Below are 13,482 nucleotides of genomic sequence, written 5' to 3'. Positions count from 1 at the left end.
TGGGGTCTGAGGGCTCGGCTATAGGCGGGACATGAGCCGGATCGCCATTCTCACCCCCGACCCCGCCGACCAGTCCTATGCGCGCGACTGGCCCGTGATCCTGAAACGGGTGTCCGACGCCCTGTCGGCGACCGGAGCCGAGGTGACGCCGGAGCCATGGACGGCGCACGTCGAGGATGGAGCGGGTCTGGCGGGCTACGACCTCGTCCTGCCGCTGGTGGTCTGGGGCTATCACCGCGATCATGCCCGCTGGATGCAGGCCTGCGCGAGCTGGGCCGCGGCGGGGGTCGCGATCGCCAATCCGGCGCGGGTGCTGTCGTGGAATTCCGACAAGGCCTATCTGCGCGAGCTGGCCGACGCCGGGATCGCCATTCCGCCGACGGTTTTCGCAGACCGGGTCGATGCGGCGGCGGTGGATGAGGCTCTGGCTCGCTTCGGCGCGCCGGTCATCGCCAAGCCCACCGTGTCCGGCGGGGCGTGGAAGACGCTGAAGCTGACGGCCTCGGACGACCTGAGCGCGGCGCCTGACGGCGCGGCGATGATCCAGCCCTATCTGTCGGCCATCGAGGACGGCGAGCTGTCGCTGCTGTATTTCGGCGGACGGCTGAGCCATGCGGTGCTGAAGCGTCCGGCCGCGGGCGACTTCCGCATCCAGACCCAGTTCGGCGGCGACCACGTTTTCGTCGCCGAGCCGCCGGCCGAGGCGGTCGCGCTGGCCGGGGCGGCCCTGGCGGCCGTGCCGGAGCCGCTGCTTTACGCCCGCGTCGACATGGTGCGCGATCCGGCGCTCGGCTGGCTGCTGATGGAGCTGGAGCTGATCGAGCCGGACTTCTACCTCGTGCACGATCCGGCGGCCGGGGCGGGCTTCGCGAGAGCGGTCAGCGAACGGCTGGCCTAGACCGCCTCGCCCGCCGCCATCAGGTCCGGGCGCGAAGGGCACAGGTCGTTGATCACACAGGCCGAGCATTTCGGCTTGCGCGCCGTGCAGGTGTAGCGGCCGTGCAGGATCAGCCAGTGGTGCGCCTTGGGCAGCCATTCCTCCGGCACGATGCGATGCAGCTGGGCCTCGACCTTGTCGGGTGTGCCGGCGTTGGCGAAACCCAGTCGGTGGGAAACACGGAAGACATGGGTGTCGACCGCGATGGCGGGCTCGATGCCCAGTTCGTTCAGCACCACGCTGGCGGTCTTGCGGCCGACGCCGGGCAGGGCCTGCAGGTCGGTGCGGTTCAGCGGGACCTCGCCGCCATGCTGCTCCATGACGATGCGGCTCAGGGCGATGACGTTGCGCGCCTTGCCGCGATAGAGGCCGATCGAGGCGATGTAGGGAACCAGCCCCTCCTCGCCGAGCGCCAGCATCTTCGCAGGCGTATCGGCGACGGCGAACAGACGGTCGGTGGCCTTGTTGACGGACACGTCGGTGGCTTGCGCCGACAGGGCGACGGCGACCACGAGCGTGTAGGGACTGGAGAAGTTCAGCTCGGTCTTCGGGTCGGGCATGACCCGCGACAGTCGGGTGAAGATCTCCTCGACCCTGTCTTCGTCGGGGGGCCAGCGGTGTCGGGCGATGGCGGCGCCGGTCATGACGGCGGGGCGTTCGGGGGCCGGCTTGGGTTTGCGGCTCATTCGACCGCGACGCCGAGGCCCAGAGCCGCCAGCGCTTCATCAGCGGCGCGCGCGCCTTCGACCCAGGCGCCGTGGGCCGTGCCGTAGAAGGCGTCCGAGGTCGCTTCGCCGGCGACGAAGATGCGGTTCTCGAGCGGGGCGCGCAGGCGGGCGCGGGCATCCGCCTGACCGGGAAGGGCGTGGGAATAGGCGCCGCGCGACCACGGATCGGCGCCCCACATGCTGGCCGAGGCAAAAGTCAGGCGGCGGCGCATGTTGGAGCCCAGCAGGTCGACCAGCTCGTCTGTGGCGAAGGCGAAGAAGGCGGCCTCGCCCTCGGCTTCCAGACCGCGTGCAAGATCGGCGCCGAAATAGCCCTCGATCATCGGCCGGCCGAAGGGGCGCAGGTGATAGCCGCCGGTGTCGCCGGTGTCGTTGCTGCCCCACAGCTGGCCGTCCTTGGAGAAATCCTCGGCGCCGGTGACCAGCATATGGACCTTCGAGGCGAGGCCGAGAGGAACCCCGGCCGCCGCCTCCACCAGATCGGGCAGGGGCGGGTCGAAGCGGGGGGCGCCGGCGACGATCAGGTCGGTCGGGACGGTCAGGATAACGGTTCGCGCCTCGATCAGGCCCTGCGCAGTCTCCAGCCGCAGGAGGGCGCCGGTGCGATCGATGCGTGAGACGGGACAGTTCAGAACGACGGGCAGGCCGTGGCCCTGCGCCGCAACGAACCGGCCGTAGCCGTCGGTCAGACGCCAGTTCACCCCGGTGTCGCGATACGCGTCATAGTCGCGGATGGAGACCTCGCGGAATTTCGCGCCGTTCAGGGCGCCGGAGATGGCGTCGATGCGGCCGTTCCAGCGGCTGTCCGGGTCGAACAGGTCAGAGGCAGGGCCCTCTCGGCCGATGGCGGCGGCCTCGGCGACGCGCTGCTCGAAGGCTGCGAAGTCCGAGCGGAAGTCGGCCTGTTCCGCCGGGGTCATCTCCAGATTGAAGGCCTGACTCTCCCAAGGCGGGGGGGTCCTGTCGATCGTGAAGCCCTCGGCCTCGGCCAGACGCGCCAGAACGTTCTCGTCGGCCGAATGCAGCCAGCCGCAGCCCAGATCGATGGCGTAGTCTTCGCGCAGAAGGGTGTGCGCCCGACCGCCGATCCGGCCCCTCGCCTCAAGCCCCACGACGGTCAGCGGCTGGCCCGACAGGCGTCGCAGGGCGGACAGGCCGGCGGCCCCCGCGCCGATCACGGCGACATCGACGAAAGAGGGCGCGGTCACGGTGCTCACACGATCGGAAACAGCACGTGTTCACCGCATCGCACAACCGTTATTGATTTTTAGACAATCCTGTCCATTTATGCGCCGACCTCCTCCCCGGACCCCGGTTTCGCCATGGCTCTCAATCCCGTTCTCAAGAAACGCCTGCCCCTGATCATCGGCGGCGTGGTCGCTGTCGCGCTCGTAGTGGGCGGCGTCGTCTGGTGGCAAGGCAAGCAGCGGTGGGAATCCACCGAGAACGCCTTCGTCCAAGCCGACACCACCGCGGTCAGCCCCCAGATCGACGGCTATGTCGTCGAGGTGCTTGTGGCCGACAACCAGCGGGTCGAGGCCGGGCAAGTCATGGTCCGGCTGGACGACGCGGACGCCAAGGCCAATCTGGCGCAGGCCGAAGCCAATCTGGCCGCGGTGCAGGCCGGCGTGCAGAACGTCGACGCCCGCGCGGTGCAGGAACAGGCCGTCATCGCCTCTCGCGCCGCTGCGGTTACTCAAGCTCAGGCGCAGGCCGATCTGGCCCGCGAACAGGTCGACCGCTACGGCAAGCTGGCTGAGCAGGGCTGGGTCTCGCAGCAACGCATCCAGACCGAACGCGCCGGCGCCCGCACCGCGCAGGCCTCGGTCGCCGAGGCACAGGCCGCGCTGGTGGCCGAACAGCGCGCCGCCGGCGTGCTGGGCTCGACCCGCAGCCAGTCGGTCGCCTCGGTCGAACAGGCCCTCGCCGCCGTGGAACAGGCCCGGGTGGCGCTGGAGCGCACGGTGATCCGCGCGCCCGTATCCGGCGTCGTCGGCGCCCGGGGCGTGCGCGTCGGTCAGTATGTGCGACCGGGCGGGCAGATCCTGTCCATCGTGCCGCTGGGCGATTCCTATGTGGTCGCCAACTTCAAGGAGACGCAGGTCGACCGCCTGCGGATCGGCCAGACGGTCGAGATCAAGGCCGACGCCTTCCCCGGCGAGCACCTGATCGGCCGCATCGACAGCTTCGCGCCCGCCACGGGGTCGGAGTTCGCCCTGATCCCGGTCGAGAACGACACCGGCAACTTCACCAAGATCACCCAGCGCATTCCCGTCCGCATCCGTCTGGACCGCACCGCCGGCGCCGCCCTGCGCCCCGGCCTGTCGGTCGAGGTCAAGGTCGACCTGAAGAGCGAGGGCGGCCTGACCTTCGCCCAGGCGGCCACCGGTCAGGTCCAGACCGCCTCGACGGGACGCTGAGACCATGAGCGCCGCCAATCCTGCGGCCGGGCCCTCTGCAGGGACCGCGCCGTCGGCGGAACCGCAGGTCAACTGGACGGTCCTGCTGCTCGGCTTCGCCGGCATGGTCATCGGCCAGTTCATGGCCATTCTGGACATCCAGATCGTCGCCTCGTCCCTGCCCCAGATTCAGGCGGGCGTGGGCGCGTCGAACGACGAGATCAGCTGGATCCAGACCGCCTATCTGATCCCCGAAGTCGTGATGATCCCGCTGTCCGGCTACCTGTCCCGGTGGTGGGGGACGCGGCGGCTGTTCCTCGCCTCCTGCCTCGGCTTCATGGTCATGAGCGTGGCCGTGGGTCTGTCGTCCTCGGTGCAGGAGATGATCTTCTTTCGCGCCATTCAGGGCTTTGTCGGCGGGGCGATGATCCCGACCGTCTTCGCCGTGGCCTTCACTGCCTTTCCGCCCAAGCAGCGGGTGACGGCCAGCGTCATCATGGGCCTGATCGTCACCCTGGCGCCGACCGTCGGACCGACCCTGGGCGGCCACCTGACCGAGCAGCTGGGCTGGCGCTGGCTGTTCTTCATCAATGTGCCGCCGGGACTGCTGGTGCTGTTTCTGGTCTGGCGCTACGGCGACTTCGACAAGGGCGACCCGAACCTGTCGCGCGGCTTTGACTGGCTCGGTCTCGGCATGATGGCCGTCTTCCTGATGAGCATGCAGTTCGTGCTTGAGGAAGGGGCCAAGAACGACTGGTTCGCCGACGACCACATCCTGCTGCTGGCCGTGCTGACCGCCATCACCGGGCCGATGTTCATCTGGCGGACGCTGACCTACCGAAATCCGATCGTCGAGCTGAGAGCCTTCGCCAACCGGAACTTTCTGGTCGGGGTGATCATGACCTTCACGGTCGGTCTGGCCCTGTTCGGCGGGACCTTCCTGCTGCCGCTCTTCCTCGGTCGGGTGCGCGGCTATTCGTCCGCCGAGGTCGGGACGACCATGGTCATTTCCGGCCTGTCCATGTTCCTGACGGCGCCCTTCGCGGGGCGACTGGCGCGGATGGTGGATGCGCGGATCCTGATGTTTGTGGGCTTCATGATGTGCGCCTGGGGCATGTGGGACGCCCATGCGGTGACCAGCGAATGGGGCTTCTGGGAGTTCGCAGGGGTTCAGGCCATGCGTGGGGTCGGGGTCATGATCGCCATGATCGCCTCGCAGCAGGTGACGATGTCGACCCTGCCGCCGCACATGGTGAAGAACGCCTCGGGTCTGGTGAATCTGGCCCGGAACGTCGGCGGCGCGGTGGGTCTGGCGATGCTGAACACCTCGCTGACCACCAATACGGCCATGCATATGCACGAGCTGACCGAGCGGATCACCGTGGCCGACGGCCAGATGCAGGGCATGCTTGCGGCGATGCAGGAGCGGTTCGCGGGCTCGGCCGATCCGGCCGGCGCGGCGATGAAGGCGATCTACGGCATGCTGAACCTGCAGGCGACGACGCTCGCCTTTGGCGACGCCTTCGCTTTGCTGGCCATCGGCTGCGCGATCGCGGCCTTCGCCACCCTGTTCTCCAGACCGGTCAAGGCGCCCACCGGCGCGGCCCCGTCGGAGGTGCACTGATGCCCCGCGCCGCCGGCCAGATCGACGAGACCAAGACCGAGGCCATCCTCGAAGCGGCGCAGGCCCTGTTCGTCGAGAAGGGCGTGCTGGTGTCGATGGACCAGATCGCCCGCAAGGCCGGAGTATCACGCCAGACGCTGTACAACCGCTTTCCGTCCAAGGTGGAGATCGGACGCGCGCTGGCGGCGCGGCGTTCGGACGCCATCACCTCGCCCCTGCGGTCGGGCGGCGATCCGGAGACGGTGCTGACCGCCTTCGCGGCCGGCCTGCTGGACAAGATCTGTAACGGCGACGCCCGGGTCTCGATGCGCGGGGTGGCGCTGATGTCGCCGCATGCGCCCGAGATCGCCGGGGCCATCTATGACGCGGGCCCCAAAGAGGGTCTGCGCCGGCTGGCGGCGTGGCTGGAGGAACAGGACAGGCAGGGTCGGCTGGCGATCCCCGACCCGATGGCGGCGGCCGAGATGTTCGCCGGCATGACGCTGGGCCACGGCCATCTGCGTAGCATTCTGGGCGTGCCTCATCCGCCGATGGAGCGCGACGTGCGGGCCGCCGAGGCCGCCCGGCGGTTTATCCGGGCCTTCGCGCCCTAGGCCGCGGGCTGCGGCGGGGCGGTGATGACCTCGACGTTGTCGTTCAGCAGGTAGCGCAGCTCGTCCAGCGCGACGCGGCGCTGGGTGGGGTTCGGCGCGGTTTCGACCGCCTCTACCTTGCGGGGCATGTCTTCCGAGATGCCGCGCAGGATGCATTTCAGGTCGCCGTCGACGCCGCGTTCCTTGAGCACCAGATGGCCCTGCAGGTCGCGCTGGGCGAGGTCCGAGGCGCGGGCCTTGAAGCTGGTGAACTCGACGCCGGTCCAGAAGCTGGCGTTGTCGGCCTGACCGGCGGAAATCCAGCCTTCGACCACGCCCCTGAGGTCCGCGGAGCGGGTCACCAGATCGGCGAACAGGGGCTCGGACGCGACCGAGACCGGCGCATCGGCGGCGGCCGGCGGCCGGGACGCGGCCAGCGCCACGTTGGGGTCCGAAAGCAGCAGGGAGACGGCAAGGGCGACGCCACAGGACATGGCAACCTCATATTGTTGGGCCGAATCACGGATTCGACGTTGAACCGGCTTACGCCTGACCCGTAAACGAGGGTTTACCTCATCCCCCTCAGAGTGCCTTTCATGACTGCTCGCTCACAGGCCCTTTCGATGCTCCGCGCCGTAGCGCGCAAGGATGCGGGCGAGCGCATTGTCCACCGCTTCGCCACCGAGTCCCGCCGCACCGAGCGGATGGGCGTGGACGCGGCGGGCCTGTATCTGGACCTGTCCAAGCAGTCGTGGAGCGCCGGGGGATTCGAGGCGGCGATCGATCTGGCCCGGGCCTGCGACGTCGAGGGACGCCGCAACGCCCTGTTCGGCGGCGAGGCCGTCAACAACACCGAGGGCCGGGCCGTGCTGCACCCCGCCCTGCGCGCCGCCGTCGACGCGGACTTCCGGGCGCTGGGCGAGCCGGTGTCGAAAGAGGTCGCCGAGACCCGCAAGGCCATGGCCGCCTACGCACGCGACATTGGCTCGGGAGCCGAGACGGGCGGGACGAAACAGCCGTTCAACGCCATCGTGCACATCGGCATCGGCGGCTCCGATCTGGGGCCTCGCCTGCTGTGGGAGGCGCTGAAGCCGCTGGAGCCGACGATCCAGCTGCGTTTCGTCGCCAACATTGATCCGCGCGACATGGCCGAAGCGCTGTCCGGGCTGGACCCGGAGACGACGCTGGTCGTCGTCGTGTCCAAGACCTTCACCACGCAGGAAACGCTGGCCAACGCCGATCTGGCCAAGGCCTGGCTGGCCGAGAGCTTGTCGCCCAAACGGATGGTGCGCCACTTGGTCGGGGTGACCGCCGCGCCCGACAAGGCCGAGGCCTGGGGCTGCGGCCGGACCTTCGGCTTCCGCGACTGGGTCGGCGGCCGGTATTCGCTGTGGTCGTCGGTCAGCCTGTCGGTGGCGGTGGCGCTGGGCTGGGATGTGTTCGAGCGGGTCCTGGACGGCGCGCGCGCCATGGACCAGCACTTCCTCGAGGCGGATATCGAGCGCAATGCGCCGGTGCTGCTGGCGCTAGCGCAGGTGTTCAATGTGGAGGGACTGGATCGCCATGCGCGGACTGTGGCCCCCTACGCCCACGGCCTGCGCCGCCTGCCGGCCTTCCTGCAGCAGCTGGAGATGGAGTCCAACGGCAAGCGCGTGAAGCGCGATGGCTCGCCCGTCGACACCTCCACCGGCCCGATCGTGTTCGGCGAGCCCGGCACCAATGGCCAGCACGCCTTCTTCCAGCAGATCCATCAGGGACCGATGGTCGTTCCCGCCGAGTTCGTGGTGATCGGCCATACGTCGGACGCGGCGAGGGATGCGCGCGAGGGCGATGCGCCCCTTTGGTCCAACGCGCTGGCGCAGGCGCAGGCTCTGATGCTCGGCAAGACGGAGGCGCAGGCGCGGGCGGAGCTTCTGGAGGCCGGAGCATCAGAGGATGAGGCGGACCGTCTGGCCCCGCACAAGACCTTCCCCGGCGACCGACCTTCGACGACCATCCTGATGGACGCGCTGACGCCCGAGGCGGTCGGAGCCCTCCTCGCCCTCTATGAGCACAAAACCTTCGTCGAGGGCGTGATCTGGGACATCAACAGCTTCGACCAGTGGGGTGTCGAACTGGGCAAGGTGCTGGCGAAAGCGATCCTGAAGGACGTCGAGGCCGGCGCGCCGTCACGCGGGCTTGACCCGTCGACGGCGGAGCTGATGAAACGGCTGATGGTCTAGCGGGCCAGATACAGCCGGCTGGCGGAGACGCCCTGTTCGATCAGGGCCTGTCGGTCGCTCAGACGTCGCCGCGCCGCGCCGCTGTTGAACAGCCGCCGTTCCGGACCGACGTAGCCGGGCTTTTCGACCCAGGCTCGCGGATGTCTGGCCAGATGGTCGAGACGGCGAAGGACATCGCGATGCGTGAAGGGCTTGCGCAGGAACTCATGCGCGCCCGCATCCTGCGCGAGGCCGAGCGCCGAGCCGGTCGCCAGCGTGGTCAGGACGAAGATCGGCGTCTGACGACAGCCCATCGTCGATCGCCGGATGGCGTTGACGAGGACAAAGGGGTCGGCGTCGGCTGCGGCCTCGGTGAAGACGAGGGTCGGGTCGATCATCTCCGCAGCGCTCCGCGCCATGTCGGTATGGACCTCGATCCTGACCTCGCGCGCGCCAAACCCCCGCAGGGCCCCTTCCAGCAGGCTGGCGGCGTGCAGGTTGGGATCGTAGATCAGCACCCGCTGAAGCAGCGGCTGAAGTCTGGCTCTGGCGGTCGGGTCGATGGCGTGCATGGGCGATCTGCTCGGTGTTCGCCTAACCCTGCTCCACGAACGGTTGCGTTTCACTGAAGACGCCGCAATCCGGCATGAGAAAAGGCGGGAGCCGAAGCTCCCGCCTTCTCGCCTATCATCGGCCAGACCTTACGCGGCCGACGAAATCGGGATCGCACTACCAGCGGCGATCGTAGCGATAGTCGCGATCGCGGCGGTCGTAACGGTTGTTGTCGTAGCGACGGTCGTAACGATAGCCGGAGTCGTAGTTCCGGTTGATGCCGTGCTCACGTTCCCAGTGGCCCTGGTTCCGGTAGCACTGGCCGCCGCGGTAGTAGCCGCAGTCGCTGCGGTTGTTGGAAGACACCGCGCCAACCGCAGCGCCCGCGAGTGCGCCGCCGGCGATGTAGGTGCCGTCGCCATTGCCGATCAGGGCGCCGGCCAGACCGCCGACGACCGCGCCAACGATGGCGTCACGGCCGGTGTTGTTATTGTCCCGGTCGCGATAGCGGCTCTGGGCCTCGGCCGGAGCGGCGGCCGCGAGCGTCAGGGCGCCGACCACAGCGGGAGAGATCAGGGCGAACTTCGAAAGCGTCTTCATGGTCTTTTCCTTTCGTCTTCGCGGCGGAGGTCCGCCGAACGTGGGATCAGGTTTAGCGGGTTGCGTCTGAACGCCCTCGGGAAGCGGTGTTCATTCAGCATTCACCTTGCCAAGCCGGTCCGGATGCGCGCCATTGGCGCATCAGGGGTTTGCGAGGCGGGCGTGGGCGATTTCGGACGACTGGCGGCGGTGGCGCTGATCGCGGCGATGACGGCCTCGTGCGCGGTCGCCCAGACGGCCCCGCGGCAGGAACCGCCGCCGGTGACCGCACCACCGCCTCCCCCTCCCCCTCCCCCTCCACCGCGCCCGGCGCCGGATGTGCGGATTTCAGCGCCGACGCCGGTGGATCCTGTTGCCGCGATCGAGGCGCGGGCGACCGACCCCGGCGACGCAGTGGTGGAGTTGATCGCTCTCGCCGGGCAGCGGCTGGACACTGGCGAGCTGGCGCCGGCGCAGGCGGCGGTCGATGCGGCCATGAAACAGGCGGAGCGGCCCGAAGCTCCACGTCTGGCCATGGCGCGGGTCTTGGCCGCTCGCGGACGGGTCCGGCACGAGGCCGGAGACTATGAGGCCGCGATGGAGGATGCGCAGGCGGCGCAGGCCCTGTTCGAGGCCGCGCCTGCGCCCGATCAGGCCGAGATCGCGACCCTGATCTACGACCGCGCCCGCGCACTCGATTCCCTGCATCGCGAGCAGGAGGCCGAGGCCGCCGCGCGCGACAGTCTGGAGCGTCGCACCGCGATCCACGGCGTGGTGCATGAGAAGGTCGCCGACAGCGCCAATCTTCTGGCCAACACCCTGACGGCGCAGGGGCGGCATGCGGAGGCGGACCCCCTCTATCGTCAGGTGCTGGGCCAGTATGAGGTCCTGTACGGACCGAACGATCCGCGCGTGGCGATCGTGCTGTCGAACCTCGGCAACTCGCTGCGCCGGAGCGGCCGCGCTCATCAGGCGGCGCCGCTGTACGCCCGTTCGGTCGCCATCGCGGAGGCGTCGAGCGATCCGATCCTGCAGGCGCAGACCCTGACCAACCAGGGCTGGTATCTGCACCAGCAGGGCGACGGCGTCGGGGCCGAGGGGCCGTTCCGCAAGGCCTATGCGCTGGCGCTCCAGATCGTCGGGCCGGACCATCCGTTCACCGGCGTAACGCTGGCCAATCTCGCCTATTCGCTCAGCGATCAGGGCCGGTGGGCCGAGGCCGAAGATCCGTTCCGGGATGGGCTGAAGACGCTGGAGGCCGGCGTCGGCGCGGACAGTCCGGACCTGCTGGAGAGCCTGTACGGCTACGCCGCCGTGCTGGACCATCTCGGGCGACCGGAGGAGGCCGAGGCCCTGTATGATCGGGCGGCGGAGATCGCCTCCCGGCGTTTGCCTCCAGCCCATGCGGACGGTCTGACCGGCACGGCGCAGTATGCCGGCTTCCTCATCGAACAGGGGCGGTCTCAGGAGGCGCTGGACGCCGTTCGGGCCAGATTGGCCGCGCTGCTGACGCAGGACGCCCGGGGTCGGGACTGGCGGATGCGGGTTCGCGGCGCCCAACCCCTGTTCGGACGCGAGGTCGAGGCGGCGTGGGCCGTGGCGGCCGCGAAGGACTGACCGCGTCGAATTTCGGCGCCCGGTTTCCTTGACGACACCCGTGCCGACGCCTACTTGCCGCTCGCGTTAGCACTCGGACGTGTCGGCTGCCAAAACGGCGGTCGCTCCCGGGTCGCGCACCGAATTTCAAGGGAGACACTACAGATGGCGTTTCGTCCGCTCGGCGACCGCGTGCTCGTGAAGCGCGTTGAAGAAGAATCCAAGACCAAGGGCGGGATCATCATCCCCGACACCGCCAAGGAAAAGCCGCAGGAAGGCGAAGTCGTCTCCGTCGGTCCCGGCGTCCGCGATGAAAGCGGCAAGGTCAACGCTCTTGAACTGAAGGCCGGCGACCGCATCCTGTTCGGCAAATGGTCGGGCACGGAAGTGAAGATCGACGGCGATGACCTGATCATCATGAAGGAATCCGACGTTCTGGGCGTGCTGTCGTAAGCACCCGCGTCTGACTTCTTCTTTCACGAAACCATAGAACCAGGAGCTGCCTCGCATGGCTGCCAAGATCGTACAATTCAACACTGACGCGCGGGACAAGATGCTGCGCGGCGTCAACGTCCTCGCCAATGCGGTGAAGGTCACGCTGGGTCCGAAGGGCCGGAATGTGGTGATCCAGAAGTCGTTCGGCGCGCCGCGCTCGACCAAGGACGGCGTTTCGGTCGCCAAGGAAATCGAGCTGGAAGACGCCTTCGAGAACATGGGCGCCCAGATGATCCGCGAAGTCGCTTCGAAGACGAACGACAAGGCGGGCGACGGCACCACCACCGCGACCGTTCTGGCGCAATCGATCGTGCAGGAAGGCCTCAAGTCCGTCGCCGCCGGCATGAACCCGATGGACCTGAAGCGCGGCATCGACAAGGCGGTCACCGCCGTCCTCGCCGACATCAAGGCCTCGGCCAAGAAGGTCGAGAACAACTCCGAAATCGCGCAGGTCGGCACCATCTCGGCCAACGGCGACTCCGAAGTCGGCGAGATGATCGCCAAGGCCATGGAAAAGGTCGGCAACGAAGGCGTCATCACGGTTGAAGAAGCCAAGACCGCCGAGACCGAGCTGGACGTCGTCGAAGGCATGCAGTTCGACCGCGGCTATCTGAGCCCCTACTTCATCACCAATGCGGACAAGATGGAGGCCCAGCTCGAGGAGCCTCTGATCCTGCTGCACGAGAAGAAGCTGTCCAGCCTGCAGGCCATGCTGCCGATCCTCGAAGCCGTCGTCCAGTCGGGCCGCCCGCTGGTGATCATCGCCGAGGACATCGAGGGCGAGGCCCTGGCCACGCTGGTGGTCAACAAGCTGCGCGGCGGCCTGCGGGTCGCGGCGGTCAAGGCTCCGGGCTTCGGCGATCGCCGCAAGGCCATGCTGGAAGACATCGCCGTCCTGACCGGCGGTCAGGTCATCTCGGAAGATCTGGGCATCAAGCTTGAGAACGTCACGCTCGACATGCTCGGCAAGTCCAAGAAGATCACCATCACCAAGGACGACACCACCATCGTCGACGGCGTCGGTGAGAAGGACGCGATCGAGGGCCGCATCGCCCAGATCAAGGCCCAGATCGAAGCCACGACCTCGGACTACGACAAGGAGAAGCTGCAGGAGCGTCTGGCCAAGCTGGCCGGCGGCGTCGCGGTCATTCGTGTGGGTGGCTCGACCGAAGTCGAGGTGAAGGAAAAGAAGGACCGCGTCGACGACGCCCTGAACGCCACGCGTGCGGCGGTCGAGGAAGGCATCGTCCCCGGCGGCGGCATCGCCCTGCTGAAGGCGACCCGCGCGCTTGAAGGCCTGACCGGCGACAACGCCGACCAGACCGCCGGCATCGCCATCATCCGTCGCGCCATCCAGGCCCCGATCCGCCAGATCGTGGAAAACGCCGGCGTCGAAGGCTCGATCGTCGTGGGCAAGGTGCTGGAAAACGCCGGCGCCACCTACGGCTTCAACGCCCAGACCGAAGAGTACGGCGATCTGGTCGCCATGGGCGTCATCGACCCCGCCAAGGTCGTCCGCACCGCCCTTCAGGACGCCGCCTCCGTGGCCGGCATCCTGATCACGACGGAAGCGGCCGTGGCCGACGCGCCGAAGAAGGCCTCGGCCGGCGGCGCCGGCGGCGGCATGCCGGGCGGCATGGGCGGCATGGGCGACATGGACTTCTGATCCTTGTCATCCCGGCCTTGAGCCGGACCACGCTCAACGTGCGTTGAAACTGAAGAGGGCGGGTCCGAAAGGGCCCGCCCTTTTTGCTGCGCCAATGCACGTGGGAGCGCAGCCGCCCCTTCCCGCGTTCAGC

13 protein-coding genes are annotated in these 13,482 nt (G+C 68.4%); 8 read left to right on the top strand and 5 right to left on the bottom strand.

The genetic code is table 11. The features are described from left to right. Window positions 1–31 precede the first annotated feature (31 nt). Window positions 32–898: a RimK family alpha-L-glutamate ligase gene (locus ACIQC9_RS12535; protein WP_400616359.1), complete on the top strand. Its 867-nt coding sequence runs from the start codon at window positions 32–34 to the stop codon at window positions 896–898. Here the strand turns inward: ACIQC9_RS12535 and nth are convergent. Both nth and ACIQC9_RS12525 read right to left on the bottom strand, forming a co-directional pair. Then, window positions 895–1,623: an endonuclease III gene (nth, locus tag ACIQC9_RS12530; RefSeq protein WP_400616357.1), complete on the bottom strand. Its 729-nt coding sequence runs from the start codon at window positions 1,621–1,623 to the stop codon at window positions 895–897. The two genes, ACIQC9_RS12535 and nth, sit on opposite strands and share 4 nt — an antisense overlap. Beyond that, window positions 1,620–2,873, bottom strand: a complete 1,254-nt coding sequence (locus ACIQC9_RS12525) for a flavin monoamine oxidase family protein (RefSeq protein ID WP_400616355.1) — start codon at window positions 2,871–2,873, stop codon at window positions 1,620–1,622. Before ACIQC9_RS12525 ends, nth begins: the two co-directional genes overlap by 4 nt. 114 nt (window positions 2,874–2,987) lie before the next feature. Between ACIQC9_RS12525 and ACIQC9_RS12520 the strand changes: the two genes are divergently transcribed. From ACIQC9_RS12520 to ACIQC9_RS12510, 3 genes are read left to right on the top strand one after another with little or no spacing between them, the layout of a single operon-like run. Continuing rightward, window positions 2,988–4,085 (top strand): HlyD family secretion protein, encoded by a 1,098-nt coding sequence (locus ACIQC9_RS12520; RefSeq protein ID WP_400616353.1) that lies wholly within the window; start codon window positions 2,988–2,990, stop codon window positions 4,083–4,085. A gap of 4 nt (window positions 4,086–4,089) precedes the next feature. Beyond that, complete coding sequence (locus tag ACIQC9_RS12515) at window positions 4,090–5,688, top strand: DHA2 family efflux MFS transporter permease subunit (RefSeq protein ID WP_400616351.1); 1,599 nt, start codon at window positions 4,090–4,092, stop codon at window positions 5,686–5,688. After that, entirely contained in the window at window positions 5,688–6,281 is a 594-nt protein-coding gene (locus tag ACIQC9_RS12510) for a TetR/AcrR family transcriptional regulator (RefSeq protein WP_400616348.1), read from the top strand. The genes ACIQC9_RS12515 and ACIQC9_RS12510 overlap by 1 nt, the downstream gene beginning before the upstream one ends. Here the strand turns inward: ACIQC9_RS12510 and ACIQC9_RS12505 are convergent. Then, window positions 6,278–6,754 carry a hypothetical protein gene (locus tag ACIQC9_RS12505; protein ID WP_400616346.1) on the bottom strand — a complete coding sequence of 159 codons (477 nt, stop codon included), beginning with the start codon at window positions 6,752–6,754 and terminating at the stop codon, window positions 6,278–6,280. The two genes, ACIQC9_RS12510 and ACIQC9_RS12505, sit on opposite strands and share 4 nt — an antisense overlap. Window positions 6,755–6,856: 102 nt before the next feature. Here ACIQC9_RS12505 and pgi point away from each other — a divergent pair, with 102 nt between their 5' ends. After that, entirely contained in the window at window positions 6,857–8,482 is a 1,626-nt protein-coding gene (gene pgi / locus ACIQC9_RS12500; RefSeq protein WP_400616344.1) for a glucose-6-phosphate isomerase, read from the top strand. Here the strand turns inward: pgi and ACIQC9_RS12495 are convergent. Together ACIQC9_RS12495 and ACIQC9_RS12490 are read right to left on the bottom strand one after the other, a co-directional pair. After that, entirely contained in the window at window positions 8,479–9,033 is a 555-nt protein-coding gene (locus ACIQC9_RS12495) for a hypothetical protein (RefSeq protein ID WP_400616342.1), read from the bottom strand. The genes pgi and ACIQC9_RS12495 overlap by 4 nt on opposite strands. Window positions 9,034–9,190: 157 nt before the next feature. Next, the gene (locus ACIQC9_RS12490) at window positions 9,191–9,613 is read right to left on the bottom strand and encodes a hypothetical protein (RefSeq protein WP_400616340.1); all 423 of its coding nucleotides are present in this window, start codon (window positions 9,611–9,613) and stop codon (window positions 9,191–9,193) included. 162 nt (window positions 9,614–9,775) lie between these two features. Here ACIQC9_RS12490 and ACIQC9_RS12485 point away from each other — a divergent pair, with 162 nt between their 5' ends. From ACIQC9_RS12485 to groL, 3 genes are all read left to right on the top strand, one after another. After that, window positions 9,776–11,209, top strand: coding sequence for a tetratricopeptide repeat protein (locus tag ACIQC9_RS12485; RefSeq protein ID WP_400616338.1), 1,434 nt, complete (start codon window positions 9,776–9,778; stop codon window positions 11,207–11,209). Between the two features lie 144 nt (window positions 11,210–11,353). Next, window positions 11,354–11,641 (top strand): co-chaperone GroES, encoded by a 288-nt coding sequence (gene groES, locus ACIQC9_RS12480; protein WP_008259448.1) that lies wholly within the window; start codon window positions 11,354–11,356, stop codon window positions 11,639–11,641. 55 nt (window positions 11,642–11,696) lie between these two features. Then, window positions 11,697–13,349 (top strand): chaperonin GroEL, encoded by a 1,653-nt coding sequence (gene groL / locus ACIQC9_RS12475; protein ID WP_400616334.1) that lies wholly within the window; start codon window positions 11,697–11,699, stop codon window positions 13,347–13,349. The last annotated feature ends 133 nt before the right edge of the window (window positions 13,350–13,482 follow it).

Origin of the sequence: Brevundimonas sp. NPDC092305 (genome assembly GCF_044755415.1) — a bacterium.
Classification (GTDB): domain Bacteria; phylum Pseudomonadota; class Alphaproteobacteria; order Caulobacterales; family Caulobacteraceae; genus Brevundimonas.
Note: the sequence above shows the minus strand (reverse complement) of the source record. Positions and strands in the feature narration are given on the sequence as shown.

What these genes read in the sequence shown, in the direction of transcription:
- groL (WP_400616334.1), top strand. Translation starts at nt 11,697, where the DNA reads ATGGCTGCCAAGATCGTACAATTCAACACTGACGCGCGGGACAAGATG.
- groES (WP_008259448.1), top strand. Translation starts at nt 11,354, where the DNA reads ATGGCGTTTCGTCCGCTCGGCGACCGCGTGCTCGTGAAGCGCGTTGAA.
- ACIQC9_RS12535 (WP_400616359.1), top strand. Translation starts at nt 32, where the DNA reads ATGAGCCGGATCGCCATTCTCACCCCCGACCCCGCCGACCAGTCCTAT.
- ACIQC9_RS12520 (WP_400616353.1), top strand. Translation starts at nt 2,988, where the DNA reads ATGGCTCTCAATCCCGTTCTCAAGAAACGCCTGCCCCTGATCATCGGC.
- ACIQC9_RS12490 (WP_400616340.1), bottom strand. Translation starts at nt 9,613, where the DNA reads ATGAAGACGCTTTCGAAGTTCGCCCTGATCTCTCCCGCTGTGGTCGGC.
- nth (WP_400616357.1), bottom strand. Translation starts at nt 1,623, where the DNA reads ATGAGCCGCAAACCCAAGCCGGCCCCCGAACGCCCCGCCGTCATGACC.
- ACIQC9_RS12505 (WP_400616346.1), bottom strand. Translation starts at nt 6,754, where the DNA reads ATGTCCTGTGGCGTCGCCCTTGCCGTCTCCCTGCTGCTTTCGGACCCC.
- pgi (WP_400616344.1), top strand. Translation starts at nt 6,857, where the DNA reads ATGACTGCTCGCTCACAGGCCCTTTCGATGCTCCGCGCCGTAGCGCGC.
- ACIQC9_RS12495 (WP_400616342.1), bottom strand. Translation starts at nt 9,033, where the DNA reads ATGCACGCCATCGACCCGACCGCCAGAGCCAGACTTCAGCCGCTGCTT.
- ACIQC9_RS12515 (WP_400616351.1), top strand. Translation starts at nt 4,090, where the DNA reads ATGAGCGCCGCCAATCCTGCGGCCGGGCCCTCTGCAGGGACCGCGCCG.
- ACIQC9_RS12510 (WP_400616348.1), top strand. Translation starts at nt 5,688, where the DNA reads ATGCCCCGCGCCGCCGGCCAGATCGACGAGACCAAGACCGAGGCCATC.